The sequence below is a fragment of the Streptomyces sp. NBC_01723 genome (genome assembly GCF_036246005.1).
Lineage (GTDB): Bacteria > Actinomycetota > Actinomycetes > Streptomycetales > Streptomycetaceae > Streptomyces.
This window is the reverse complement of the sequence record NZ_CP109171.1, coordinates 3,733,223-3,753,528: the sequence shown is the minus strand read 5'-3', so window position 1 is coordinate 3,753,528 and position 20,306 is coordinate 3,733,223. Positions and strand designations below refer to the sequence as shown.

At 72.1% G+C, this 20,306-nt stretch carries 22 protein-coding genes; 10 read left to right on the top strand and 12 right to left on the bottom strand.

What is annotated here, in order from left to right; all coding sequences use genetic code 11:
- Positions 1-176: 176 nt before the first annotated feature.
- Together OIE75_RS17190 and OIE75_RS17185 are read right to left on the bottom strand one after the other, a co-directional pair.
- On the bottom strand, positions 177-1,280 hold the full coding sequence (locus OIE75_RS17190) for a C40 family peptidase (protein ID WP_329471406.1): 1,104 nt from the start codon (positions 1,278-1,280) through the stop codon (positions 177-179).
- Positions 1,281-1,459: 179 nt separating this feature from the next.
- Positions 1,460-2,245 (bottom strand): class I SAM-dependent methyltransferase, encoded by a 786-nt coding sequence (locus OIE75_RS17185; RefSeq protein ID WP_329474004.1) that lies wholly within the window; start codon positions 2,243-2,245, stop codon positions 1,460-1,462.
- A gap of 157 nt (positions 2,246-2,402) precedes the next feature.
- Here OIE75_RS17185 and OIE75_RS17180 point away from each other — a divergent pair, with 157 nt between their 5' ends.
- The 4 genes from OIE75_RS17180 to OIE75_RS17165 all read left to right on the top strand — a co-directional run bounded on the left by OIE75_RS17180 (position 2,403) and on the right by OIE75_RS17165 (position 5,400).
- Positions 2,403-2,840 (top strand): DUF4260 family protein, encoded by a 438-nt coding sequence (locus OIE75_RS17180; RefSeq protein ID WP_329471405.1) that lies wholly within the window; start codon positions 2,403-2,405, stop codon positions 2,838-2,840.
- Entirely contained in the window at positions 2,833-3,354 is a 522-nt protein-coding gene (locus tag OIE75_RS17175) for a TetR/AcrR family transcriptional regulator (protein ID WP_307013402.1), read from the top strand. The genes OIE75_RS17180 and OIE75_RS17175 overlap by 8 nt, the downstream gene beginning before the upstream one ends.
- A 176-nt stretch (positions 3,355-3,530) precedes the next feature.
- Positions 3,531-4,904: a D-inositol-3-phosphate glycosyltransferase gene (mshA, locus tag OIE75_RS17170; RefSeq protein WP_307013400.1), complete on the top strand. Its 1,374-nt coding sequence runs from the start codon at positions 3,531-3,533 to the stop codon at positions 4,902-4,904.
- Positions 4,897-5,400, top strand: coding sequence for a YbjN domain-containing protein (locus OIE75_RS17165; protein WP_307013398.1), 504 nt, complete (start codon positions 4,897-4,899; stop codon positions 5,398-5,400). The genes mshA and OIE75_RS17165 overlap by 8 nt, the downstream gene beginning before the upstream one ends.
- Positions 5,401-5,421: 21 nt before the next feature.
- On the opposite strand, the gene OIE75_RS17160 is transcribed toward OIE75_RS17165, so the two are convergent.
- The gene (locus OIE75_RS17160) at positions 5,422-6,234 is read right to left on the bottom strand and encodes an AraC family transcriptional regulator (protein ID WP_329471404.1); all 813 of its coding nucleotides are present in this window, start codon (positions 6,232-6,234) and stop codon (positions 5,422-5,424) included.
- Positions 6,235-6,283: 49 nt separating this feature from the next.
- Between OIE75_RS17160 and OIE75_RS17155 the strand changes: the two genes are divergently transcribed.
- Positions 6,284-6,742 (top strand): DUF2000 domain-containing protein, encoded by a 459-nt coding sequence (locus tag OIE75_RS17155; protein WP_329471403.1) that lies wholly within the window; start codon positions 6,284-6,286, stop codon positions 6,740-6,742.
- A 31-nt stretch (positions 6,743-6,773) separates the two neighbouring features.
- Here OIE75_RS17155 and OIE75_RS17150 read toward each other — a convergent pair whose 3' ends face one another.
- On the bottom strand, positions 6,774-8,057 hold the full coding sequence (locus OIE75_RS17150) for an MDR family MFS transporter (protein WP_329471402.1): 1,284 nt from the start codon (positions 8,055-8,057) through the stop codon (positions 6,774-6,776).
- A 152-nt stretch (positions 8,058-8,209) separates the two neighbouring features.
- Between OIE75_RS17150 and OIE75_RS17145 the strand changes: the two genes are divergently transcribed.
- The gene (locus OIE75_RS17145; RefSeq protein ID WP_307013391.1) at positions 8,210-8,971 is read left to right on the top strand and encodes a phosphoglyceromutase; all 762 of its coding nucleotides are present in this window, start codon (positions 8,210-8,212) and stop codon (positions 8,969-8,971) included.
- A 530-nt stretch (positions 8,972-9,501) separates the two neighbouring features.
- On the top strand, positions 9,502-11,040 hold the full coding sequence (locus tag OIE75_RS17140) for an alpha/beta hydrolase (protein WP_329471401.1): 1,539 nt from the start codon (positions 9,502-9,504) through the stop codon (positions 11,038-11,040).
- A gap of 58 nt (positions 11,041-11,098) precedes the next feature.
- Here the strand turns inward: OIE75_RS17140 and OIE75_RS17135 are convergent, their stop codons facing one another.
- Positions 11,099-11,926 (bottom strand): helix-turn-helix domain-containing protein, encoded by an 828-nt coding sequence (locus tag OIE75_RS17135; RefSeq protein ID WP_329471400.1) that lies wholly within the window; start codon positions 11,924-11,926, stop codon positions 11,099-11,101.
- 111 nt (positions 11,927-12,037) lie between these two features.
- Here OIE75_RS17135 and OIE75_RS17130 point away from each other — a divergent pair, with 111 nt between their 5' ends.
- On the top strand, positions 12,038-12,850 hold the full coding sequence (locus OIE75_RS17130) for an alpha/beta fold hydrolase (RefSeq protein WP_329471399.1): 813 nt from the start codon (positions 12,038-12,040) through the stop codon (positions 12,848-12,850).
- A 104-nt stretch (positions 12,851-12,954) separates the two neighbouring features.
- Here OIE75_RS17130 and OIE75_RS17125 read toward each other — a convergent pair whose 3' ends face one another.
- From OIE75_RS17125 to phoU, 7 genes are all read right to left on the bottom strand, one after another.
- Positions 12,955-13,551 carry a dihydrofolate reductase family protein gene (locus tag OIE75_RS17125; protein ID WP_307013383.1) on the bottom strand — a complete coding sequence of 199 codons (597 nt, stop codon included), beginning with the start codon at positions 13,549-13,551 and terminating at the stop codon, positions 12,955-12,957.
- Positions 13,552-13,830: 279 nt separating this feature from the next.
- A complete protein-coding gene (locus OIE75_RS17120) occupies positions 13,831-14,094 on the bottom strand; it encodes a DUF1905 domain-containing protein (protein ID WP_329471398.1) in 264 nt (87 codons plus the stop codon).
- A 99-nt stretch (positions 14,095-14,193) separates the two neighbouring features.
- Positions 14,194-15,063, bottom strand: coding sequence for an AraC family transcriptional regulator (locus OIE75_RS17115; RefSeq protein ID WP_307013379.1), 870 nt, complete (start codon positions 15,061-15,063; stop codon positions 14,194-14,196).
- Between the two features lie 85 nt (positions 15,064-15,148).
- Positions 15,149-16,489, bottom strand: a complete 1,341-nt coding sequence (locus OIE75_RS17110; protein ID WP_329471397.1) for a lanthionine synthetase LanC family protein — start codon at positions 16,487-16,489, stop codon at positions 15,149-15,151.
- Positions 16,490-16,540: 51 nt separating this feature from the next.
- Positions 16,541-16,891, bottom strand: coding sequence for an SCO4225 family membrane protein (locus OIE75_RS17105; protein ID WP_307013375.1), 351 nt, complete (start codon positions 16,889-16,891; stop codon positions 16,541-16,543).
- A gap of 173 nt (positions 16,892-17,064) precedes the next feature.
- Complete coding sequence (locus tag OIE75_RS17100; RefSeq protein WP_307013373.1) at positions 17,065-17,220, bottom strand: hypothetical protein; 156 nt, start codon at positions 17,218-17,220, stop codon at positions 17,065-17,067.
- A 169-nt stretch (positions 17,221-17,389) separates the two neighbouring features.
- On the bottom strand, positions 17,390-18,079 hold the full coding sequence (gene phoU / locus OIE75_RS17095; RefSeq protein ID WP_161326571.1) for a phosphate signaling complex protein PhoU: 690 nt from the start codon (positions 18,077-18,079) through the stop codon (positions 17,390-17,392).
- Positions 18,080-18,315: 236 nt separating this feature from the next.
- On the opposite strand from phoU, the gene OIE75_RS17090 reads away from it, so the two are divergent.
- Together OIE75_RS17090 and OIE75_RS17085 are read left to right on the top strand one after the other, a co-directional pair.
- Positions 18,316-19,596, top strand: coding sequence for a sensor histidine kinase (locus OIE75_RS17090; RefSeq protein WP_307013372.1), 1,281 nt, complete (start codon positions 18,316-18,318; stop codon positions 19,594-19,596).
- Positions 19,593-20,273 (top strand): response regulator transcription factor, encoded by a 681-nt coding sequence (locus OIE75_RS17085; protein ID WP_019326704.1) that lies wholly within the window; start codon positions 19,593-19,595, stop codon positions 20,271-20,273. Before OIE75_RS17090 ends, OIE75_RS17085 begins: the two co-directional genes overlap by 4 nt.
- Positions 20,274-20,306: the final 33 nt, after the last annotated feature.

Here is a 20,306-nt window from a genome sequence, read left to right as displayed (position 1 = left end):
ATGGTCCAGCACACGCCGGTCCGCCATCGGCCACTGTCATATGCCGCGTTATCGGCCGCAGTTGGACAGGTCGCCCCCCGACCGGGGATGACGAACGTCACGCGGGGGGTGCGCCAGGGCGTGCGGTGGGTCACGTGGCCCGCTTCACGTCCCCGGCGCGGGGCGCGTGGCCCGCGTCACTGATCCGGTGTCGCCGGGTCCGGCCGGACCACCCCGAGGATCGGCATCGTGCCCGCTCCGGCGATCGTGATCGAGCGCCCCGGACGCGGGGCGTGTACGACGGAGCCGTCGCCGACGTACATGCCGACGTGGCTGGCGTCGTCGAAGTAGATGATCAGGTCGCCGGGGCGCATGTCCTCCACGTCGACGCGCGTCAGCTGCTTCCACTGCTCCTGAGAGGTGCGCGGGATCGTCTGCCCGGCCGCGATCCAGGCCTGGGAGGTCAGGCCGGAGCAGTCGTAGGACTTGGGCCCCTCGGCGCCCCACTGGTACGGCTTGCCGATCTGGGCGGTGGCGTATTCGACCGCCTTGCGGCCCCGCTCGGTCGACTCGCGGTCGAGGTCCTTGAGGATGCCGGAGTCGAGCCACGCGGTCTGGGCCTTGGCCTGGGCCTCCCGCTCCAGCTTGGCGAGGCGCTCCTTCTCCTCCTTGGCCAGCTCGGACTCCAGCTTCTCGGCCGCCGCGATCTGCTTCTCGATCTTCTTCTGAGCGGTGGCCTTGGCCTTGCGGTTCGCCTCCAGCTTCTTGAAGCGGGCGGAGGCGTCCGCCGCGTAGGTCTTCAGGTCCTCCTGCGCGCGGGACAACTCGCCGAGCAGGCCCTTGGTCGCCCGCTGGCCCTGGAGCACCCGGCCGCTGCCGTCCAGGAAGGCGCTCGGGTCTTCGCTGAGCATCAGCTTGGCCTCGTCGGGCAGGCCGCCGGTGCGGTACTGGGCGCGGGCCGCGGCGCCGGCGCGGTCCTTGAGGCGGTCCAGCTTCTCCTGGCCCTTGACGATCTTCTTGGCCAGCTCGACGATCTCGGCGTTCTGCTTCTCGGCCTTCTCCTCGGCGGCGTTGTACTCGTCCGTGGCCAGGGCGGCCGCGCGGTAGAGGGAGTCGAGCTTCTTGCGCACGGCCTCCAGGTCCTTGGCGCGCCCGGGGCCCGGGGCGGGGGAGGCGCTGGGCGCGCCCCGTGACGGTGCGGGGCCGGGGTCCGCGAACGCGGTGCCCGGCGCCGCGAGCACGGTGACCGCGCAGACCACGGTCACGGCAGCGGTCATCAAGCCATGCTTCCCCGTACGCATCCGTCGCCCCCAAGCTGGTTAACCGTCAGTAACATAGCGCTCGGGGGATCGTGCCATGCCGGCGCGGAAAGCGACAGAGGCCGCGCTTCCCTCCTGCTTCCCCTCTTCTGCCGCGCCGTACGACGATTCCCCTCGGTGTGTGACGAACGCCGCACGGAGATCGTTCCCGCCCGGCGGGTTCAGCCGCGCGGCGCCAACGCCTCCCAGCGCACCGTCACTTCGCCCTGGCGCCAGCGCGCCGGTCCGTCCGTCACCGGCCAGTCGGCCGTCAGGTCCCGCACCGCGCGCATCCAGCGCTGGCGGGCGCCGTAGGAGGCGTAGGGCGCGGCGGCGGCCCAGGCGCGGTCGAAGTCGCGCAGGAAGGCGTGCACGGGCTCGCCGGGGACGTTGCGGTGGATGAGCGCCTTCGGCAGCCGCTCGGCCAGGTCGGAGGGGCGGTCCAGGGAGCCGAGGCGGGTCGCGAGGGTGACCGTGCGCGGACCCTCGGGACCCAGCGCCACCCACACGTGCCGGCGCCCGATCTCGTCGCAGGTGCCCTCGACCAGGAGCCCTCCGCGCGAGTGCTCGGACGCCGGCGCGAGCCGCGCGCACAGCCGCCGCCAGACGGCGGCGACCTCGTCCTCGTCGTACTGGCGGAGCACGTTCGCCGCGCGGATCAGCGACGGGGCCGGGGAGACGGGCACCTCGAAGCCGCCGTGCCGGAAGACGAGCCCCGCGCGTGCGTACGGTTCCGCCGCCGCGACCCGGGCCGGGTCGATCTCGACGCCCACCACGCGCGCGTGCGGGGCGACGGTGCGCAGGCGGCGCAGCAGCTCGACGGCCGTCCAGGGGGCGGCGCCGTAGCCGAGGTCGACGGCGACGGGGTCGGCGGCGCGGCGCAGTTCGGCGCCGTGCGTGGCCGTGATCCAACGGTCCATGCGGCGCAGGCGGTTCGGGTTCGTGGTCCCGCGCGTGACCGTGCCCAGGGGGCGGGGGGCGCGGGGAGGTGGCATGCGTACGAGGGTATGCGGCCGGGCGGGGGGCGCGGTTCCGGGCAGTCGGGGCTTGACTGGCTAACGGCGTTAGCCTTACTGTCCAGATAGGGCTAACGACGTTAGCTCACTCGCTCCCCGGGAGGCACCCATGAGCACGGTCGCACCAGCAGGCACCGCCCGCACGGTCACCGCCCGCACGGTCACCACCCGCACCGTCGTCAGCCGCACCGCGTGGCTGCTGAACGCCCTCTTCTGGTCGGCGTTCGCCGTCCTGGAGGCCGTCGACCACGGCTGGGTCGCGGGCCTGCTCGCCTTCGCCTTCTTCCTGGCGCCCGACCTGACCTTCCTCGTCGGCCTGTCCGACGCGCCCCGCATGGAGAAGGGGCGGCTGACGCCCCGCGCGGTGCCGTACTACAACGCCGCCCACCGCGCCCTGATCCCGCTCGCGCTCATGGTGCTCCACGCCGTGACGCCGGTGACCTGGGCACCCGCGTTCGCGGCGCTGTGCGGGTGGCTCGCGCACATCTCGTACGATCGCGCCTTCGGTTACGGACTGCGCACCAAGGAGGGCTACCAGCGTGGCTGACCGCCTGTCCCCCCGGGCCCGGGAGATCGCCGCGGCCGCCCGCACGCTCCTGGAGGAGTCCGGGCCCGCCGCGCTCACCCTGCGGGCCGTCGCCGACCGCCTCGGCATCAAGGCCCCCTCCCTGTACAAGCACTTCCCCGACAAGGAGGCGGTCGAGACCGAGCTGATCGTCCAGGCGCTCGCCGAGGCGGGCGAGGCCATGGAGGCCGCGGAGGCGAAGGAGCCCGGCTCGTTGGCGGCGCTGGCGGAGGCGTACCGGGCCTACGCGCTGGCCCACCCCCACCTGTACTGCCTGATGACCGAACGCCCGCTGCCCCGCGCGTCCCTCCCGGCCGGCCTGGAGGACCGGACCGCGGCGCCGCTGATGCGGGTCTGCGGTGGGGACCAGGACCTGGCCCGCTCGTTCTGGGCGTTCGCCCACGGGATGGTGGTACTCGAGATCCACGGCAGGTTTCCGGCCGACGCGGACCTGGGGGCGGCCTGGGCGCGGGGGGTCGGGGCGCTGCGCCCGTAGGGCGCAGGGGGTGCCGGGTGGCACGCGCCCGATGCTCGAACGGTTGAGCGACAGCCGGTAATGATTCGGCAAAGGTCGGGAAACCGGAAATGGAGCACGGCCGTCCGGTGTTCCACACCCTTGGAGGGCGGCGCGTGTCCTCCGACCGGCATGCCCGCAGCGAGGAGGAATGGCTCGTGAGCCAGTACGTCAGCATGCTCGGGCGTCGCTCACCGGCGGCCTCCCCGCGGCTCCGGCTGCTGCGCAGGCCCCGCCGCGTCGCCATGCTCTCCGTGCACACCTCACCGCTCCACCAGCCCGGCACCGGCGACGCCGGCGGCATGAACGTGTACATCGTGGAGCTGGCTCAGCGCCTCGCCGCGATCAACATCGAGGTCGAGATCTTCACGCGCGCGACGGCCGGGGGACTCCCGCCGTCCGTCCAGCTCGCCCCCGGCGTCCTCGTCCGGCACGTCGACGCGGGCCCCTACGAGGGACTGGCCAAGGAGGAACTGCCCGCCCAGCTCTGCGCCTTCACCCACGGCGTCATGCAGGCGTGGGCCGGACACCGCCCCGGCCACTACGACCTGGTCCACTCCCACTACTGGCTCTCCGGCCACGTCGGCTGGCTCGCCGCCCAGCGCTGGGGCGCCCCCCTCGTGCACGCCATGCACACCATGGCCAAGGTCAAGAACGCCAACCTGGCCGACGGCGACACCCCCGAACCGGCCGCCCGCGTCATCGGCGAGACCCAGATCGTCTCCGCCTCCGACCGCCTCATCGCCAACACCGCGGAGGAGGCCGACGAACTCGTCCGCCACTACGCCGCGGACCCCGCCAAGGTCGCCGTCGTCCACCCCGGCGTGAACCTCGACCGCTTCCGCCCCTTCCCCAAGGGCGCCGTCCCCGGACCGGACCGCAGCGGCAACGCCCGCGCCGCCGCCCGCGCCCGCCTCGGCCTGCCCCAGGACGCGCTGATCCCGCTCTTCGCGGGCCGCATACAGCCCCTCAAGGCACCGGACGTACTGCTGCGCGCCGTCGCCGTACTCCTCGACGAACGCCCCGAGCTGCGCTCCCGCATCGTCGTCCCGGTCGTCGGCGGCCCCAGCGGCAGTGGCCTCGCCAAGCCGGAGGGCCTGCAGAAGCTCGCCGCGCGGCTCGGCATCGCCGACGTCGTGCGCTTCCGGCCGCCCGTCGGGCAGGAGCAGCTCGCCGACTGGTTCCGGGCCGCGTCCGTGCTGGTCATGCCGTCGTACAGCGAGTCCTTCGGTCTGGTCGCCATAGAGGCCCAGGCGGCCGGCACGCCGGTGCTCGCCGCGGCGGTCGGCGGCCTGCCGGTCGCCGTGCGGGACGGGATCACCGGCCGTCTCGTGCAGGGCCACGACCCCGCCGCGTACGCGCGCGTGCTGGGCGACTTCGCCGACAACCCGGAGCTGACGCCGAGGATGGGCGACGCCGCCGCCCGGCACGCCCAGTCCTTCGGCTGGGGCAGTGCCGCCGCCGCCACGGCCGACGTCTACACGGCCGCCATCCAGGCCCACCGCCGTCGCGTACGCTCGCACCATGGCTGACGCGCGCGGGACGACGGCAGAGGTGATCGAGGAGGCGCTCAAGGACGCCGACGTCGAATGGGAGAGCCCGGAACCCGGCAACTACGTCGTCAAACTCCCCGGCACCCGCAAGCTGTCGACGACCGTCTCCCTCCTCCTGGGCCGCCACTCGCTCTCCCTCAACGCGTTCGTCATCCGCCACCCCGACGAGAACGAACCGGCCGTCCACCGCTGGCTGCTGGAGCGCAACCTCAAGCTCTACGGCGTCGGTTACGCCGTCGACCGCCTCGGCGACGTCTACGTCACCGCGAAACTCCCCCTGGCCGCCGTCACCGCCGACGAGATCGACCGGCTCCTCGGACAGGTCCTGGAGGCCGCCGACGGCGCCTTCAACACCCTGCTGGAGCTGGGCTTCGCGTCCGCCATCCGCAAGGAGTACGAGTGGCGCACCGCGCGCGGGGAGTCGACGCGGAACCTGGAGGCGTTCCAGCACCTGATCGAGCGCGGCAGCGACTGACACCGGTGGCCGCGCCGCCGGTCAGCGGCCGCCGCTGCCGCGGTAGCGGCCCGGAGTGACGCCCACCAGACGCTTGAAGTACCGGGTCAGATGGGCCTGGTCGTAGAAACCGGTGACGCCGGCCACGTCCGCCGGGGCGTGTCCCGCCAGCAGCAGCCGCCGGGCCCGGTCCACCCGGCGGGACATCAGGTACTGGTGCGGTGCGATGCCGTAGGCGCCGCTGAACGCCCGTACCAGGTGGGCCGGATGGGCCGGCACCAGCGCGGCCGCCTCCGCCAGGCCGATGCCCTCGACGACCCGTTCGTCCAGCAGCTCCCGCAGCCGCCGGGCGAGGTCGGGGTCCCGGCGCCCCACGCCCGCCTCGTGCCGGGGCACCAGGTGGGACCGCAGCCGCTCGCCGACGAACGTCAGCCGGCTCTCCGCCTCCAGCTCGTCACCGGGCAGGGCGAGCGCGGTGTGCAGCTGCCCGACCCGGCGGCGCAGCAGCGGATCACGCAGGTCCGGGGCGTCGACGGCCGGCCCGATCAGCTCGTCGCCCAGCCGGGAGGCGTCCAGGTACAGGACCCGCTTGCGGAAGCCGTCCGGCGTCGCGGGGGAGCCGTTGTGCGGCACGTGCGGCGGCAGCAGCGACACCGTGTCGTGCGGGGTGCCGTGCTCGTGCCGGTCCAGGTCGTACCGTACGGCGCCGTCGTCGACGATCAGCAGCGTCCACGCGTCGTGCACGTGCATCGGGTAGGCGTACTCGGTGTAGTGGGCGTGGAAGACCTCGACGACGCCCGGGACGCGGGGTCGCCAGGCGGACACGCTCCGCTGGTCGTTCCGCCGGCCGTCCATGCAAAAAACGTACAAGACCCGGCGGGGTGCGGGTCGGCAGTCTCATCGTATGAGCACGCACGATGCAGCCCCTGAGGCTCCCGAGGCCGAGACCCCCGTCCGCTTCGACACCAAGATCGCCGTCCTGCTCCGCGAGGACCTGGAGACGTGGCAGCGCCTGAACGTCACGGCCTTCCTGGTCAGCGGCCTGGCCAAGGAGTTCCCCGAGGTGATCGGGGAGCCGTACGAGGACGCGGACGCCGTCGGCTACCTGCCGATGTTCCGTCAGCCGGTGCTGGTCTTCGAGGGCACGAAGGAGACGCTGACGAACGCCCACGCGCGCGTGCTGTCGCGCGCCCTGCCCCGCGCGCTCTTCACGTCCGACCTCTTCGCCACGGGCAACGACCGCGACAACCGCGCGGCGGTACGGGCCGTGCCCACGGCGGAGCTGGACCTGGTGGGGCTCGCGGTGTACGGGCCGAAGAACGCGGTGGACAAGGTGCTGAAGGGGACGCGGATGCATCCGTGAGGGCAGGGCGGGTGGGGCGCCCGGTGCCGGGTCAGGCGGTGCTGACCTCGGTCTCGGACTTCGCGGGCGAAGGCGTTCCGGCCGTGGCCGCGGCCACCTCCGCCTCCTCCGTCGGCAGCCCCCGCATCAGCGCCCAGTACCCGGCCGCCGCCACCGTGCCGACGACGGCGCAGATGCCCCACAGCCACTCGGCGCCCCAGCGGTCGATGACGAAACCGGACATCAGCGGGGCGACGAGCGAGGCGACGGCCCAGGACATGGTGTACATGCCCTGGTAGCGGCCGCGCCCGTGCACCGGGGAGAGGCGGACGACGAGCCCGGTCTGCGTCGGCGCGTTGACGATCTCGGCGAGCGTCCACACGCACACGGTGAGCGCGAAGACGCCGACCGACCCGGCGAAGGCGGTGAGCCCGAAGCCGTACCCGGCCAGCAGGGACGAGGCGACGAGCAGCAGTCGCGGATCACGGTGCTCGATGAACCGGGTGACGGGAATCTGGAGTACGACGATCAGGACGCCGTTGACGGCGATGGCCATGCCGAAGTCCGCGGGCGTGAACCCGGCCTCGCCCATGGCGATCGGCAGCCCCAGGTACCCCTGCTGGAAGATCACGGCGACGAGGAACGACAGCCCGACGACGCTCATGTACCGCCCGTCGCGCAGCACGGTCCCGAGCGAGACGGCCGCGTCCTTGCCGGCGGCGTCGGTGCCGCCCTGCGGCTGCGGCCGTGACTCGGGCAGCTTCACGAAGACGAGGACGGCGCAGACGAGGGTCATCCCCGCCTCGATCATGAATCCGGCGAGATAGCTGACCTCGGCGATGAACCCGGCCGCCATCGAGGAGATCGCGAAGCCGAGGTTGATCGCCCAGTAGTTGAGCGAGAAGGCCCGGATACGGTCCTCGGGCCGCACGATGTCCGCCATCATCGCCTGCACGGCGGGCCGGGAGGCGTTGCTGGCCATGCCGACCACGAACGCGACGGCGGCGATGGCGACGGGGTGGTGCACGAAGCCGAGCGCGGCGACGGACAGGGCGGTCGAGGTCTGCGCGACCAGCAGCGTGGGCCGCCGCCCGAGCCGGTCGGTCATCACCCCGGCGCCCACCGAGGACACGACCCCGCCGAGCCCGTGCAGGGCGGCGACCAGACCGGCGTACGAGGCGGAGTAGCCGCGGTCGATGGTCAGGTACAGCGCCATGAAGGTGGCGACGAAGGCACCGAGCCGGTTGACCAGGGTGCTGGTCCACAGCCACCAGAACTCGCGGGGGAGCCCGGAGACGGTCTCCCGTGCGGCACGTCTGAGACCGGCGACGGACATGGGACCCCCGTGGATGTGTAAGCGGCTGGAGCGGCACGCACAACTTACGAACTCGGGGTCGCCGGAGGCCACCGGATTAACACTTCCCGTCAACCGTCCGCCCACCGGGCGCCCCGCGCGGGTGGCCGGAGGGTTCGATTACGCTCGGAGCCATGGCCGACGCACCGTACAAGCTGATCCTCCTCCGCCACGGCGAGAGCGAGTGGAACGAGAAGAACCTGTTCACCGGCTGGGTGGACGTCAACCTCACCCCGAAGGGCGAGAAGGAGGCGACGCGCGGCGGCGAGCTGCTCAAGGACGCCGGCCTGCTGCCCGACGTGCTGCACACGTCCGTCCAGAAGCGCGCGATCCGCACGGCCCAGCTCGCGCTGGAGGCCGCCGACCGCCACTGGATCCCGGTCCACCGCCACTGGCGCCTGAACGAGCGCCACTACGGCGCCCTCCAGGGCAAGGACAAGGCGCAGACCCTCGCGGAGTTCGGCGAGGAGCAGTTCATGCTGTGGCGCCGCTCCTACGACACCCCGCCGCCCCCGCTGGACCGCGACGCCGAGTACTCCCAGTTCGACGACGCCCGCTACGCGACCCTCCCGCCGGAGCTGCGCCCGCAGACGGAGTGCCTGAAGGACGTCGTCGCCCGCATGCTCCCGTACTGGTTCGACGCGATCGTCCCCGACCTCCTCACCGGCCGCACGGTCCTGGTCGCCGCCCACGGCAACTCGCTGCGCGCCCTCGTCAAGCACCTCGACGGCATCTCCGACGCCGACATCGCGGGCCTGAACATCCCGACGGGCATCCCGCTGTCCTACGAACTCGACGCCGAGTTCAAGCCGCTGAACCCGGGCGGGACGTACCTGGACCCGGACGCGGCCGCGGCTGCGATCGAGGCGGTCAAGAACCAGGGGAAGAAGAAGTAGAGCACGTGATCACGCCCTTGACCTGCGCGGTTAGCGCGGGTCAGGGGCATTTTCATGCGCTGGGAACCTCCTGGACCCTCTGCCCCTGGGCTGAGCCCGTGGGTTTCCTGAGACCGGAGCGCGTCAGCCCCGGGCCGGAGTGCCCGAGGGGCCGCTTGAACGCACCCCAGCGGAGCGAGCGTGGTGTCGTGGAAAAGGCGGCACCGGCTGCGATGTCGTGCACGTGAATAGCTGTGTGCTCCAGCATTCTCCCACTCTGTGCTGACGCACAGGGCTTGTCGCACCAATGCTCACCCGCGGAACACGAGCCGACGGGACGGTATACGCCGCAGCAGATGCAGAGCAGTGGCACAGGAGACCGGTCCTGTCGGCAGGCAGGTGGGGGTCGTCTCCGTCCTGCGGCGGAGCCGCCCCCGTCTCAGGGCGAAGGTGACCGGGTCCTGCTGGACGATGTGCTGTCACCGATCACGGGCAGACGGTGGTCCTACGCCGGATCTTCCGGCGTAAGCGGGCGCGTGGGAGGACCTGGCATGCAGCGCAAGACGCTCTCGGTCACTGTGGGCACGGTCGCCGCCCTGGCGGTTGCGGCGGCCGGGACGATCGTGACGTGGCCGGACGAGGACGGGGACCGTCCGGTCACGGCGGCGGAGAAGCGTGCGCGGAAGGCGCAGCAGGACAGGCGGGAGGAGCAGGCGGAGAAGGCAGGGTTGAAGTGGGGTGATTGTCCCGAGGGGCTCGCGGCGCCCCGCGTCCAGTGCGGCAGCTTGAAGGTCCCGCTGGACTACGACGACCCCGACGGCCGAACGATCCGGATCGCACTCACGCGGATGGCGAGCAGCGATCCGGACCGCCGGCGCGGGGTGCTGCTGACCAACCCGGGCGGTCCCGGCATGTCGGGCCTGGGCCATCCGGCGCTGCTGGCGAAGGCCGAGTTGCCCGAGGAGGTGCAGGCCAGGTACGACATCATCGGAATGGACCCTCGCGGTGTCGGCGCCAGCAGCCCGGTGACCTGTGACCTCACACCGAAGCAGATGGCTCGCGGCAACTTCCCCTCCTTCGCGGAGAACTCGGAGCAGGTCACCGCCGAGGCCGAGTACGCGAAGACCGTCGCCGGACAGTGCGGGAAGTCGAAGACCGCCGACATGCTGCCGCACCTGTCCACCGCGAACACCGCGCGCGACATGGACCGGGTGCGTGCCGCCCTCGGCGAGGAGAAGGTCTCCTACTTCGGCCAGTCGTACGGCAGCTACCTCGGGGCCGTGTACGCGACACTCTTCCCCGGCCATGGCGACCGGATCGTCCTGGACAGCAACCTGGGTCCGGGCGGTTACGACGCGGCGGGCTTCCGGCTCATGGCCCGCGGCATGCAGGTCCGCTTCCCGGACTTCGCCGCCTTCGTCGCGGCCCAGCCCGAGTACGGGCTGGGCCGCTCCCCGAAGGAGGTGGCCGCGAAGTACGACGAACTGGCCGACCGGCTGACGAAGAAGCCGGTGGACGGGGTGGACGGGACGCTGTTTCGCGGCATCAGCTTCGAGTATCTGTTCTCCGACGCGCGCATGCCGGAGCTGGCGAAGCTGTGGCAAGCCCTCGACAAGGGCGGACCTCTGCCGTCCAAGCCTCCGACAGCGGCCTCGGACAACTTCCCGGCAAGCCGGCTGCACGTACTGTGCAACGACTCGCGCTGGCCGCAGGACGTCGCGGCATACCAGGCCGGCGCCGCCGCCGACCGCAAGGCGTACCCCATGTTGGGCGGTTCAACGGGCAACGTCACTCCCTGCGCCTTCTGGCCCGAGCCGAAGGAGAAGCCCGTGCGGATCAGCGACGAGGGTCCGTCGAACGTCCTCATGGTGCAGAACGAACGGGACCCGGGCACGCCGCTCGCTGGGGCCCGGAAGCTGCGCGAGGCGCTGGGCGACCGGGCGAGGATGGTGACCGCCGATCAGGGCGGCCACGGCGTCTACCCGTTCGGGACGAACACCTGCGCGAACGACGCGGTGACGGCGTTCCTCACGGATGGCAAGCGCCCGAAGGAGGACCTCGCCTGCGAGGCGCAGCCGTCGACGGGCTGAGCCGGCGCGGCCTCGGACCGCCGTGTTCCGTCCAGCCGACGTCCAGCTGAGTTCCTCCTCACTCGCCGGCCGCCGTCGCCTGCCACGCGCCCGGGCGTTTGCCCGTCGCCTTCCGGAAGAACACCGAGAAGTTGGACGCGTCGGGGAAGCCGAGTACGTCGGCGCAGCGGGCGGCGGTGAGGCGGTCGTGAGCGAGGAGCCGTTTGGCTTCCAGGGTGATCCGTTCGACGATGTACGCCTTCGCGGTGCGGCCGGTGGCCTGCTGCACCGCTCGTGAGAGGGTGCGGGGCGCGTATCCCAGCGCACGGGCGTAGTAGCCGGCGTCGTGGTGTTGCCGGAAGTGCGCTTCCACGCTGGCGCGGAACAACCGGAACACCGGAGGTGTGAGCCGTGCTTCGGCGTGCGGTGGGTGCAGCCGGATGAGGAGCGCGGAGAGCAGGATCTCGGGCAGCTCCGTCGAGGAGTCACCGGGTGGGGCGGATGCTTCGAGGAGGAGATGGCCGCGTGCCGCGTCGACGAAGGGCCAGTCGGCGTCGGGGATGCTCCAGTGCGCGGCCAGGTCCGGGGAGGCGACGAGTTCCCGGGTGGCGTGGGTGACCGGCGCGGTCGGCACGAACAGCACGAGGTGCCCTGCCGTTTTTGCGATGTCGTCCCACCGGTGCACCGCGCCGGGTGGAATCCACACCGCGGACCGGTCCCGGAGCGGGTGGAGGCGGAAATCGACCGTGACCGAGCCGGGTCCGGCGTCGATGACGGCGAGGACGTGGAAGTCGGCGCGCTGCGTGCCGCCGTCGTTCAGCTCGCGAAGGCGGCCGAACGTCATCGTCTCGACCGAGGCGGCGGGGCGTCCCGAGGGCTGGTAGGTCATCTGCCGGATCACGCTCACGTGTCCAGTTTTCACCATCGGGCGACCAGTCACGCCGATGTCCCGTCCGGGTGCGGAAGTTTCAATGAACACACAGGGCAATCGCCCAGAGCACCGACCGGAAGAGCCATCATGAACACGACGCAGCAGACGCTTCTGCCCGTTTACGACCATCGGCCGGGGACCGGGCCGACTCTGGTGTTCCTGCACTACTGGGGTGGTTCTGCCCGCTCCTGGGACCTCGTCGTCGACCGCCTGGCGGGCCGTGACGTGCTCACGGTCGACTTCCGCGGGTGGAGCCGGTCGAGTGCTCTGCCCGGTCCCTTTACGCTCGGTCAGCTCGCCGACGACACGCTCGCCGTGCTCGCGGACGCGGGGGTCAGCGACTACGTCATGGTGGGGCATTCGATGGGGGGCAAGGTCGCACAGTTGGTCGCGGCCACCCGGCCCGCCGGCCTGCGCGGCCTCGTTCTCGTGGGCTCCGGCCCGGCGAAGCCCGCCGCCCAGGTCACTGCCGAGTACCGGGAAGCCCTTTCGCACGCCTACGACTCCGCCGAGTCCGTGGCCGGGGCACGGGATCATGTCCTCACCGCGACCGAGCTGCCCGCTCCGGTCAAGGCGCAGATCGTGACCGACTCGCGGACCGTCACCGATGCCGCCCGCGCCGAGTGGCCGCTGCGCGGCATCGCGCAGGACATCACCGAGCACACGCGCATGGTCAACGTGCCGGCTCTCGTCGTCGCCGGAGAACACGACCAGGTGGAGCCCGTCGGCGTGCTCCGCGACAACCTGGTGCCCTACCTCTCCCAAGCCGACTTCGTGGTGGTCCCCCGTACCGGTCACCTGATCCCGCTGGAAGCCCCGGCCGACCTCGTCGACACCATTACCGCCTTCGAGCCGGTGGCCTCACCGGCCCCGCGGCCCGACGACGGGCGGTGCCCCTGAGCACCCGCCCGCGGGGCCCGGACAGGCCCTGCCGCGATGCTCCGCACCCGACCGATCCGCCCGCCGCAACGAGGGGATCCGGCTCGGCGTCTTCGCCAGCAACCTCATGCCGTCGCCCCGGGGCGACGCACCCGGTAGCGCAGGTGAGTGACGTCCCGGTCGTCGAGGCGTCGGACGAGGTCGAGTTCGATGTGATCACTGCCCAGGTGGTCGAAGAGCCGTCGGCCGCCTCCGAGGAGGACTTGGACCAGGTGGATCTCCATCTCGTCCAGTTGCCCGGCTCGGAGGAGTGCCTGGGCCGCGCCCGCCCCGTGCACCATGACCGGGCGGTCCCCGGCGGCCGCGCGAGCCTGACGGGCGCAGTCCTCGACGTCGGTGACGAATCGCGTGTGGCCGGGTGGCACGTCTCCGTCGTCCACCCGGTGGGTGAGGACGAAGATCGGCACGCCGTGGTGATGGTCGCCCTGCCAGCGCCCGGCGAGTTCGAAGGTCCGACGGCCGGAGATCAGCGCGCCGGTCGCCAGCGCCTCGCGGTAGACCTGTCCGCTGGGACCGTCGGATTCCCGGTCGTCGAGCCAGTTGAAGAGACGACCGCCCGAGCGCCCGAGCTCCTGGCCCGGTCGATCGTCCGGGCCGGCGACGTAGCCGTCGAGCGACATCGACATGTACAGCCTGATCGGATTGCCTGCTTCGGCTTCCATCGCTCCTCCATGCATGGGGGTGCTGCTCCGCTTCCCGCCCCGCAGCGGCGGGGGTGTCACAGTGGAGGGACCGCAGGCGGCGGGCAAACTCATCGGCCCGGCGAGGCATGCGAGGGACATGCGGGAAACATGCGAACACCCGGTCGGGAACCCGTGTCCAAACCGACGGCCGCGTCGGCGGGTGGCTTCTCAGAGGACGGTCGAGAGGGTGATCGCCGCGGCACGTCGGCGTCGTCCAGGGGCCGTCTTCGTTCGAATGGTGCATGGGCGGCCCAGGGGTCAGGCATCCACCCGCTCCACCAGCCGCACCGTCACCGCATCCCCCTCCCCGATCGCCCTCCGCACCTCCGCCTTCACCGGCAGTTTGTGGGTGCCGTCGCCCAGGGCCATGAAGGAGCTCTGGAAGGGGTGGCCGTCGATCGTGCCGCGGACCTTCACCAGGCCGTGGGTGCCGAAGAAGGTGGTCGACTCGGGCCAGACGACGTAGGTCCAGCCGCCCTTGTTCGGGCTCTTTCGCAGGGTCGCGGTGAATCGTGCGTCCATCGTCCGTACCGCCTGTTCGGGAGTTCTGCGTGGCGTCCGTCTTCAGGGAGTAGGACGGCAGCCGGCCACCGAACTCATCGGTGGCCGGGCGGATGGTGGCTACGCCGGTTCCACCGGGAGCCAGAGTTCGCACGTCGCCGTCGTGAAGTCCTCCGTGCGGGACAGGACGGCCACGAGTGACGGGCCGGGCCGCAGGCGCCACGGGTTGGAGGGGAACCACTCGGTCGCCGTCGCCGCCCAGGCGGTCTGGAGGGTTTCCGGGTGGGGGCCCGAGGTGCGGAAGACCGCCCACATGCCCGCCGGGACCTCGATGGCGTCGAGGTCGTCGGGGGCCGGTGTGTCCCGGGTGACTGCGACGCCGTGCAGGTAGGTCAGGTCGGTGCCCTCCGCGCTGTCGGGGGCGAGGTCGTCGCAGACCTGGAGGAGGCCCGCCGGTTCGGTGTCGCCGAGGGACTTGAGGCGGGCGTGCTCCTGCGGGGGGAGGGCCGCGATGTGCTCCTGGATGTGCGGGTTGACGCCCTCGTGGATGAGGGGGACGCGGGTCGCGTGTCCGATCAGGCGGAACGCGGGGCGGTCGGCGAAACGGGTGTCCATGGGAGTGCTCCCTTCGACGGTCAGGCGGAACCTGAGCTGCGGTTGTGACTGAAGGGGGCCTCCGGCACGGCGTACCTCGCGCGGGGCGGCGCCGTGCACGGCCCGGAACGCGCGTCCGAATGCCTCCGTCGAGCCGTATCCGTGGCGGACGGCGATGCTCAGCAGGTCGTCCTCGCCCCGCACGACGTCGGCGGCGGCGACCGTCATGCGGCGCCGGCGCACGTACTCCGACAGCGGCATGCCCGCCAGCGACGAGAACATCCGGCGCAGGTGGTACTCGGTCGTGCCGAGCGTTCCGGCCAGCGCGGGTACGTCGAGCTCCTCGGTGAGGTGCTCCTCGACGAGATCGATGAGTCTGTTCAGTGCCGAGATCACGGGGCCTCCCTTCCTGCGTCAACCGTGGCAGGGGGCGGCCCCGCGGCGCCCGATCGTTGTGGTCCGGTGCGATCGGGGCCCCGGCTCACGCGGGTACGGCGGGCTGGTCGGGCCACGTGAAGGCGTAGCGCGGGTCGCCGCCGCGGGTCAGGCGTACGAAGCGCAGCAGCTCGCGGACGATGCCCGCGTTGCCCATGGCCCAGCCGACGCGCGGTTCCAGCGTGCTCGGGGTGGCGCGGTGCTCGACGTTGGACCAGCGGGCGCCGTCCTCGTCCCGGGTCGCGTGTGCGGCCAGGTCCGTCGCGAGGAGGTGGGCGAAGCCGTCCGGGGCGTACGGGTCGAGCCGCTCGGCGATGCGGTCGCAGGCCAGGGCGAGGACGCCCGCGGTGCCGCAGCAGCGGCCGTTGTTGTCCCAGAAGCCGGGGCGAAGCCGCCGGGGCACGCCGGAGTGGGTGACCGTGTGCCAGCAGCGGTCGGCGAGGGCGGACCAGGCGGGATCGGCGGTGACGTCCCGCAGCAGCCGGAAGGCCTGGGCGTCGCCGGCCGGGCCGTGGCACCAGCCGTAGCTGAAGGGCTCGATCAGGTCGGGGAGGAACTGGGGGGTGGAGTGGCGGACGAGGAAGCCCGGACCCGCCTCCCCGGTCGAGCCGGCTTCCCCGGTCGCTCCGGCTTCCCCGGTACCCCCGGCCTGCTCGCCGTCCGGTCCCGCCTCGGCCCGCGCCACGAAGTCCGCCGCGCCCGCCAGTGCCAGCTCCGTCAGGTCCGCACGGCCGGTGTCCGCGCCCACCCGGGCCAGCGCCAGGGCGATGCCGAGCGAGCCGTGCGAGACGTGGTGCAGCCGGGCCTCGACGTCCGGGCGGTGGGCCCACTGGACGCCGTCGGGGGTGTGCTCAGCGGTGCGCAGATACGGCTCCATGGCCAGCACGGCCAGTTCGTCGTCCCCGGCCAGCAGGGCCCCGAGGCCTATCCCCGCGTTGCCGCCCATCAGCTCGAAGAGCGGGCCCCAGCGCGTCCCGTCGAAGCGGGACCGGACGAGGGCCAGCGCGCGGTCGGCCGCCGCGCCGGACGCCCGGTCGCCGAGCTGTTCCTGCACGGCGCGCAGGACGAGCGCCAGCCCGGTGCGGCCGAAGTAGAGGGAGTCGTCCTCGATGTCGTCGACGCGGTGCGCCAGCTCGCGGGCCGCGCGCAGGGCGGTGTCGGCGTAGGCGTCGTCACCGAAGTGCCGCCACGCCTCCAGGAGTACGGGGATGTTGCCGGCCGTGCCGCTGTAGAGCATCGGGTCCGAGGCGTCGTCCGAGGGGCGGTCCGGCCAGGCGAGGCCGCCGTCGGGGGCCTCTCGCCCCGCACCGGTCAGCCAGCGCAGCGCCTCCGCCGCGAGTTCCTCGACCTCGTCGGCTGCCACGACCGTGCCCCCGGTTGCCCTCATGCGGCCACTCTCCCATCCGTCACCGGACGGACCCAGGGGGAGGTCGCGGTGTCAGTTGGCCGCGGTGAGGTGCCCGCGGCGGCCGCGCAGGCCCTCCCAGACCGCGCCCAGCGCCAGCGACTGGACCAGCGCCGAGAGCACGATGCCGCCGATGAAGAACCACGCCGGGGCCTCGCCGCCCCAGCTCCCCTCGCCGAGCCAGGCCACGAAGCCGAAGGCGGGGAAGGTGAACAGGGCGGGCCAGACCCAGATCAGGGACGCGTCCGGGCTGTCCGCGAACAGGGGCTCCAACGCGGCCACGGCCATCGCCCCGCCGACCAGGGCGAGGTAGATGCCCGAGACACGGTTGGCGACGGCGAGGCGGGCGAGGCGGGAGAGGGCGGGTATCGGGCTGCGCTTCATGGATCTCGATCTCCCCGGGAGTCGTCTGGGTCTACGTCTTCTTCCTGTTTCCAGGGTCGGACGTGGGCGGCTCCGGAGCCTGAGTACCCGTACTCAAGTCGAACGACGCGACACCCATGGGGCGCCCGGGGCGGCCGGCCACCCCGGCCGCCCCACGCACCACCGCTGTGCCGTCAGCCGCACTGGCAGGGATTGCCCGACTGGCAGCCGCAGCCGCACCCCGAGCCGCAGCCGCAGGCGGCGATCAGGGGCAGGGCGCGGATCTCGGTGGGCCGCTCGGTGCGGCGTTCCCGGGCGGGGTCGGGCTTCGTGCTGGGGGAATCGGTCATGGTTCCTCCTGGAAGCTGCTGCCTGCCTCCATCCGGAGGCTGGTGTCCGCCTCCATTGCACGCCCGGGGCGGCCGCCGTATCAACGGCGCATTGGGGCATCGCCGCGCGCCCCGGGCCGTATGCTCCCGCGCCCGGCCCGTACACCCCGCCCGTACGCCCCCGCGCGGGTCAGGCGCCCTCGACCTGCGTGGTCGGCTGGATGTCCGCCTGGAGGTCGTCCGCGTGCTCGCCGGTGACCAGGTAGACCACGCGCTTGGCGACCGCGACGGCGTGGTCGGCGTAGCGCTCGTAGTAGCGGCCCAGCAGCGTCACGTCGACGGCCGTCTCGATGCCGTGCTTCCAGCGGTCGTCCATCAGGTGCTGGAAGAGCGTGCGGTGCAGGAGGTCCATCGCGTCGTCGTCCTGCTCCAGCTGGAGGGCCAGGTCGACGTCCTTGGTGATGATCACCTCGGCGGCCTTCGCCATCAGGCGCTGCGCGAGCTGCCCCATCTCCAGGATGGTCGCGTGCAGGTCGTGCGGGACGGCGCGCTCCGGGTAGCGCAGCCGGGCCAGCTTGGCCACGTGCTGGGCCAGGTCGCCCGAGCGCTCCAGGTCGGCGGACATCCGCAGCGAGGTGACGACGATCCGCAGGTCCGTCGCCACCGGCTGCTGCCGGGCCAGCAGGGTTATCGCCCGGGCCTCCAGCTCGTGCTGGAGTTCGTCGACCCGCTGATCGCCCTCGATGACGGCCTCGGCCAGCTTCAGGTCGGAGTCGAGGATCGCGGTCGTGGCGCGTCCGATGGCCGACCCGACCAGCCGGGCCATCTCCACCAGACCGTCACCGATCGAATCAAGTTCCTCGTGGTACGCGTCCCGCATCAGGGTTCCCTCTCGTACGTCCGTTTAGGGGGCTCAAAGAACTGGCTCGCACATGGCTCGCACCGGCTCGCACCCCTCGCCGTGCCCCCACGCTTACACGTTCCGGCCTGTACGCGTCCGTTTCCGGCACCACAAATGAACCATCACTGGCTCCAAGGTGAACTCTGGGCGACGAGTGTTCGAGGTCGCACCCCGATGGCTGGGGCGAGGACGTACGGCATGCCTAACCTGGAGACATGGACGTGAACGCGGCGGTCGCCGCAGTGGCAGCGATCGCCGGAGTACTCACCGGCGTCATCGCCGTGCTGGCGTTCCGCTGGAGCGAGCGCGACCAGAAGCGCCCCACCCGCACCTCCCTGCACACGGACCCCGTCCTTCCACCCGGGGTGGACACCGTTCTGTCGGTGCTCCGCTCCTCCGCCGTCGTCCTCGACGAGGCCGACGGGGTGGTCAAGGCCAGCTCGGCGGCGTACGCCCTCGGCCTGGTCCGGGGCGGCAAGCTCGCCGTGGAGCCCATGCTCCAGATGGCCCGGGACACCAGGAGGGACGGGGAGATACGGCAGGTCGAGCTGGACCTGCCCAGGCGCGGGAACGGACGGGGCGAGGCCCTGGCCGTCTCCGCGCGCGTCGCGCCGCTCGGATCCCGGCTGGTGCTCCTGTTGGTCGAGGACCTCACCGAGGCCCGCCGCATCGAGGCCGTACGGCGCGACTTCGTCGCCAATGTGAGTCACGAACTGAAGACCCCGGTCGGGGCGCTCTCCCTGCTGTCCGAGGCCGTCATGGACGCCGCGGACGATCCGGAGGCGGTGGAACGGTTCGCCGGACGGATGCAGATCGAGGCCACCCGGCTCACCAACCTGGTGCAGGAGCTCATCGACCTGTCCCGGGTGCAGAACGACGACCCCCTCGACGACGCCGAGCCCGTCCGGGTGGACGAGCTGGTCGCCGAGGCCATCGACCGCTGCCGGCAGGCGGCCGGCAGCAAGCAGATCACCATGGCCGCCGGAGGAACGGCTGATCTGCACGTACGCGGCAACCGCGGCCAGCTCGCCGCCGCGCTCGGCAACCTCGTCGAGAACGCCGTCAACTACTCGCCCGCCCGCACCCGCGTCGGCATAGCCGCCCGCCGCGTCAACGCCCCCGGCGGCGACCTGATCGAGATCGCCGTGACCGACCAGGGCATCGGCATCTCGGAGCGGGACAAGGAACGCGTCTTCGAGCGCTTCTACCGCGTCGACCCGGCCCGCTCCCGGGCCACCGGAGGCACCGGTCTGGGTCTCGCCATCGTCAAACACGTGGTCGCCTCGCACGGCGGGGAGGTCACGGTGTGGAGTGCCGAAGGCCAGGGCTCCACCTTCACCCTGCGACTGCCGGAATCGGGCCTGTCCCGCGACCGCGCGGCGCGACGCCCGGACCACGCCGGACTCAGCGAAGAGACCGGCGACACCGAACGGTCCCCCTCATCCCCCCAAACATCCCCGTACGAAACGCTTCCCGCCCCGGAGGTCCTTCCGTGACCCGTGTGCTCGTCGTCGAGGACGAGGAGTCCTTCTCCGACGCCCTGTCGTACATGCTCCGCAAGGAGGGCTTCGAGGTCGCCGTCGCGACCACCGGCCCCGACGGACTCGACGAGTTCGAGCGCAACGGCGCCGATCTCGTCCTCCTCGACCTGATGCTGCCCGGCCTGCCGGGCACCGAGGTCTGCCGCCAGCTGCGCGGCCGCTCGAACGTTCCCGTGATCATGGTGACCGCCAAGGACAGCGAGATCGACAAGGTTGTCGGGCTGGAGATAGGGGCCGACGACTACGTCACCAAGCCCTTCTCCTCCCGCGAGCTGGTCGCCCGCATCCGCGCCGTACTGCGCCGCCGCGGCGAGCCGGAGGAGGTCGCTCCCGCCGCGCTGGAGGCCGGCCCCGTCCGCATGGACGTCGACCGGCACGTGGTGACCGTGGGCGGCACCAAGATCGACCTGCCGCTCAAGGAGTTCGACCTGCTGGAGATGCTGCTGCGCAACGCCGGCCGCGTCCTCACCCGCATGCAGTTGATCGACCGGGTGTGGGGCGCCGACTACGTCGGCGACACCAAGACCCTCGACGTCCACGTCAAGCGGCTGCGCGCCAAGATCGAGCCCGACCCGGGCGCGCCGCGGTACCTCGTGACGGTGCGCGGGCTCGGGTACAAGTTCGAGCCGTAGACCGGACGCCGTCCCGCGGGACACGGCGAAGGG

Coding starts and splice junctions, on each gene's coding strand:
- OIE75_RS17130 (WP_329471399.1), top strand. CDS start 12,038: ATGAACACGACGCAGCAGACGCTTCTGCCCGTTTACGACCATCGGCCG.
- OIE75_RS17140 (WP_329471401.1), top strand. CDS start 9,502: ATGCAGCGCAAGACGCTCTCGGTCACTGTGGGCACGGTCGCCGCCCTG.
- OIE75_RS17150 (WP_329471402.1), bottom strand. CDS start 8,057: ATGTCCGTCGCCGGTCTCAGACGTGCCGCACGGGAGACCGTCTCCGGG.
- OIE75_RS17155 (WP_329471403.1), top strand. CDS start 6,284: ATGAGCACGCACGATGCAGCCCCTGAGGCTCCCGAGGCCGAGACCCCC.
- OIE75_RS17125 (WP_307013383.1), bottom strand. CDS start 13,551: ATGGAAGCCGAAGCAGGCAATCCGATCAGGCTGTACATGTCGATGTCG.
- OIE75_RS17190 (WP_329471406.1), bottom strand. CDS start 1,280: ATGCGTACGGGGAAGCATGGCTTGATGACCGCTGCCGTGACCGTGGTC.
- OIE75_RS17180 (WP_329471405.1), top strand. CDS start 2,403: ATGAGCACGGTCGCACCAGCAGGCACCGCCCGCACGGTCACCGCCCGC.
- OIE75_RS17110 (WP_329471397.1), bottom strand. CDS start 16,489: ATGAGGGCAACCGGGGGCACGGTCGTGGCAGCCGACGAGGTCGAGGAA.
- OIE75_RS17105 (WP_307013375.1), bottom strand. CDS start 16,891: ATGAAGCGCAGCCCGATACCCGCCCTCTCCCGCCTCGCCCGCCTCGCC.
- OIE75_RS17165 (WP_307013398.1), top strand. CDS start 4,897: ATGGCTGACGCGCGCGGGACGACGGCAGAGGTGATCGAGGAGGCGCTC.
- OIE75_RS17120 (WP_329471398.1), bottom strand. CDS start 14,094: ATGGACGCACGATTCACCGCGACCCTGCGAAAGAGCCCGAACAAGGGC.
- OIE75_RS17145 (WP_307013391.1), top strand. CDS start 8,210: ATGGCCGACGCACCGTACAAGCTGATCCTCCTCCGCCACGGCGAGAGC.
- OIE75_RS17100 (WP_307013373.1), bottom strand. CDS start 17,220: ATGACCGATTCCCCCAGCACGAAGCCCGACCCCGCCCGGGAACGCCGC.
- phoU (WP_161326571.1), bottom strand. CDS start 18,079: ATGCGGGACGCGTACCACGAGGAACTTGATTCGATCGGTGACGGTCTG.
- OIE75_RS17160 (WP_329471404.1), bottom strand. CDS start 6,234: ATGGACGGCCGGCGGAACGACCAGCGGAGCGTGTCCGCCTGGCGACCC.
- OIE75_RS17090 (WP_307013372.1), top strand. CDS start 18,316: ATGGACGTGAACGCGGCGGTCGCCGCAGTGGCAGCGATCGCCGGAGTA.